Raw genomic sequence first — 3,802 nt, forward strand, 5'->3', positions numbered from 1 at the left:
TGAATTCTCCCATGGTATGGTAAGGTAGAATTTCAAACTTATCAACATTCTTCAGTGTCTTAACAAACTTACCCAGCTCAATCAGGTCATCATCACGGTCGGTCAATCCTGGCACCAAGACATGGCGGATCCAGACTGGTTTTCCAATATCAGACAAGTACTTGGCACAGGCCAAGATATTCTTGTTGGTTTGGCTGGTCACGATTTTGTGCTGTTCTTCGTTAATTTCCTTGATATCTAGCAGGACAAGGTCGGTAACTGCCATGAGTTTGTCAAATTTTTTCAGATAGCGAGGCGTATTTCTGAATGGCAGGGCACAGGTATCCAAAGTACAGTGGATGCCCAGCTCTTTAGCCTTGGTAAAGAAGGCGATCAGAAAATCAATCTGCAGCAAGGCTTCTCCTCCGCTGACGGTGATGCCGCCTTTATTGCCCCAGAAGCCCTTATAACGGAGAGCTTCTTGCAAGACATCGTCCACGGTCCGCAGCTGAGATTTGTTGGTCTCCATCTCCCATGTGTCCGGATTATGGCAATACTGGCAGCGCATGTGGCAACCCTGCAAAAAAACAATAAAACGGATACCCGGTCCATCAACAGCTCCAAAACTTTCGGTGGAGTGGACCATGCCCGTTACCTTTCCATAATCAACTGCTTCTTCAATTTTCTCTTCAACCATAGCGCAACCTCTTAACTCTGAAAACGTTTTATAACTAACTACATTATAACATGATTAAAGCAAAAATAGACTTAATTTGCCTATTTTTTAGAAAACAAACTGTTTTTCAGTTTCATTTTCAGTGTTTTACAACAGATGAAATTTTAGGGCGAAAGCGGGAACAGACTTGCTCTTAGATGCTGGCAAATAAAAAATCAGGGTAGGTTCTTTAGTCCACCCTGATTTCACTTTTTAAATTGATTTTAGTTAATTTCTGCTTCTCTTTTTGAGAGTAAAAGCAAACATCAACAGGGCCAATCCCAAGACTGCCCAGCTACTGCTATTTTGGCCGGTCTGCGGGAGTCCCTTCTTCTTGCTGCTAGCTGTCTGACCTTGTCCAGTTTGATTGGACGATGGGGGATTGGTCTGAGACGGAGCTCCTTGTTCTGATGCTACAGAAGATTGTCCAGTTGATTGAGACGGCTGGGAGCTGTCAGATGTTGAAGCTGCAACATCCTTAGAAAAGTCCAGCTGCACCACTACTGGATCATGGTCTGAAGCTCTGCCATGTTCCTCCATGAAAGAGGCATTGATATGGACAGGGGCAAAGACTGCCTTGCCTGCCAGGTTCTTCGAAATGAAAATGTTGTCCAAACTTTGGTTGCTGCCGCGGTAGAAGTAGGAATAACGGTCAGCCGCATCATGCTCCTGCATGAGATTAATCAGTTCATTACCCGCCAATGCTTTAGCCGTTTCGGAAAATTCAAAGTCATTGAAATCACCAGTCAGCACAAACTTAAGGTTAGGATTTTGTCTCAGTCCTTCCTGAACAAAGCTATTTAAAATTTTAGCCTGCTCTATCCGAGCAGCCTGCGTATGCTGAACTGCTGGTTGAGCGGAGCCATAAACAGCATCATCCCCAATCTTGGACTTCAAATGATTGGCGATAACAACGATATGCTGTCCCTTAAATTCAAACTCAGCTGCCAAGGATTTACGAACCTTTGTAAAGGCAGGATTTGTTGGAGCAATCCGGGCAGGATTCTTAACCAAATGGCCACCGGAGAAGCTAGCAGCTTCGTCACTCGTACCAGCTTCTCTTTCAACTAACTTCACCCGATTTGGATCGTAGAGAAAGGCCACGCGGATATTAGAGCCGGGCTTACCGCCATCTTGACCGTCAAGTGGGGCAACTTCGGTGTACTTGTAAGTTTTTCCGCCCAATTCTTTGATGCGGGCCGCTAGTTTCTCACCGCTTTTGACACCGCTGGTCGTTCCGTCATTAACGCTGCCATTCTCATCTTGAACCTCGATGAGCGTGATGATATCTGGACTATGGATTTCATTGATAAAGGAATTGGCGATTCTAGTCACTTTTTCCTCAGGTGTTTCACCTTTTTTAGCATTAGCAGAAAAATTCTCGATATTGTAGGAAGCAATAGTCAGCTTGTCCTCACTTGGATAGATAGGAGAGACCTGTCTCTGCAAACCACCATCCACCAAATCAGGCAGCTGAGTCGGCTCCAACTTGTAAATCTTCCCACGATAGGTCACAACTCCGACCACATCACCATTGAAATAATCCTTGGCCTTGGCAATGAATTTATTGCCAACATAGACTGGAATGGTTGCGGTATTTTGAGCGTTTGGACGAAGATTAAGACCACCGATATTGTTTAATGGTAAAGCCTGATAACCTTCTGGCAAGACATAAATGTCTCCACGGTACTGCGGGCCTAAAACGTGGGGCTTCTTCACCGTCGTCAACATTCCTTCCAAACTTTCCCAGTAGTCCAACGCTTCACTTTGAGGCTGATAATTATTAATATCGTTATCGACCGTATCCTGAGGCATATTAGCCACGATGTCTACCGGAGCAGGTAAGTCAGCTTTTCCTTCCTTGGTCACCTTGGAAGCGACAAGCATGGTGACAGTCAAACTATCAATGGGCTTGTTAAAGGTTTGCCCTTGGCGAACGCTGAGTTCTTCCATGTAGCCTTCTTTAACGCGACCTTCAAGACTAAGTTTGTCTCCGACATCGACTTTTTCTTTAGAAACAACATAAAGAGCATCAGAAGTCCTGCTATTTCCATCCGGAGTCACGTCTTGAACATAAAAACCAGAGCGATCAGTTTTCGTTACAACGACATTGGAAACTTGAACTTCTCTGTCCTCATAGGGTGAGGCTTGAGCTTCCCCTTGAATCGTACCCACATTGGGCATAACTTCAGGTCCGCTAGCCGCAGCTTGTGCTACAGCAGGAGCTTGGTCTGCCTTTTCCACTGTCTCTTCAGAAGCTGGCCTTGACTCTCCTGATTCTGCAGATGGACTCTCTGCTTGACTAGCAACCGATGCATCGCTCACAGCTGGATTCTCTGTAAGAGCAGCCGCCTCTGAAGTCGACGAACTTACCGCTTCTTCTGCTCCGGCCAATTGGACAGAAAAAAGCAGGGACAGAAAAGCAGCTAGCAAAACCGCTGTGGGAAAGAGCTGCCTGTAAGAAACTTGTTTTTTCATGAACTTCTCCTTTTCTGTATAAATGTATATTATCCTATTTAATTTTTATTATAAAGAAAAGAATCAAATTTTGCAAAGGCTTTCTTAAAATTCTGTATTATTTTCTCTCGCTTCAGACAAATACTTGTCTAGGCTGGCCCAACAAATAAAAAAGAATCTGGAATTTTTTCCAGATTCTTTCGAGACTTTAGTTTTCACCTATTAAGATTGCCAAGGTTTCGTATGGCTGCAGGGTCAGCACATGGTCAACCTGATTCTTTCCGTAATTGGACAGGAGAACCTGACCATTTTGATAATCTGGCAGGATGTCCACCGTAATCGGATCAGCATAGAAGTTGTTAAGGACTAAAAGTTTTTGTCCTTGCCACTCCCGCTCAAAGGCATAGACCTGAGGACTGTCCTCATAGGCTGGCTGATAGCTGCCCTCTGCGATGATAGGCAGTTCCTTACGCAGGGCAATCAATTTCTGATAAAAGGTAAAGATTGGTCCCTTGATTTCATTTTCCATATTGATAAGAGGATAGGATTTGCCTACCTTCAGCCATGGAGTTCCTGTTGTAAAACCTGCATTGACCGAATCATCCCACTGCATAGGCGTCCGAGAATTATCACGAGATTTAGCCTTGATAA

At 44.5% G+C, this 3,802-nt stretch carries 3 protein-coding genes; all 3 read right to left on the bottom strand.

Annotation, left to right across the window (positions count from 1 at the left end; translation table 11 throughout):
* Window positions 1-676: pyruvate formate-lyase-activating protein (gene pflA, locus RWS24_RS10715; protein ID WP_314367431.1), on the bottom strand; the 676-nt coding region annotated here is incomplete at its 3' end.
* A gap of 246 nt (window positions 677-922) precedes the next feature.
* Window positions 923-3,172: an endonuclease/exonuclease/phosphatase family protein gene (locus RWS24_RS10720; protein WP_314367434.1), complete on the bottom strand. Its 2,250-nt coding sequence runs from the start codon at window positions 3,170-3,172 to the stop codon at window positions 923-925.
* A 187-nt stretch (window positions 3,173-3,359) separates the two neighbouring features.
* Window positions 3,360-3,802: alpha-glucosidase C-terminal domain-containing protein (locus RWS24_RS10725; protein ID WP_314367436.1), on the bottom strand; the 443-nt coding region annotated here is incomplete at its 5' end.

It is taken from the genome of uncultured Streptococcus sp. (genome assembly GCF_963528215.1).
GTDB lineage: Bacteria > Bacillota > Bacilli > Lactobacillales > Streptococcaceae > Streptococcus.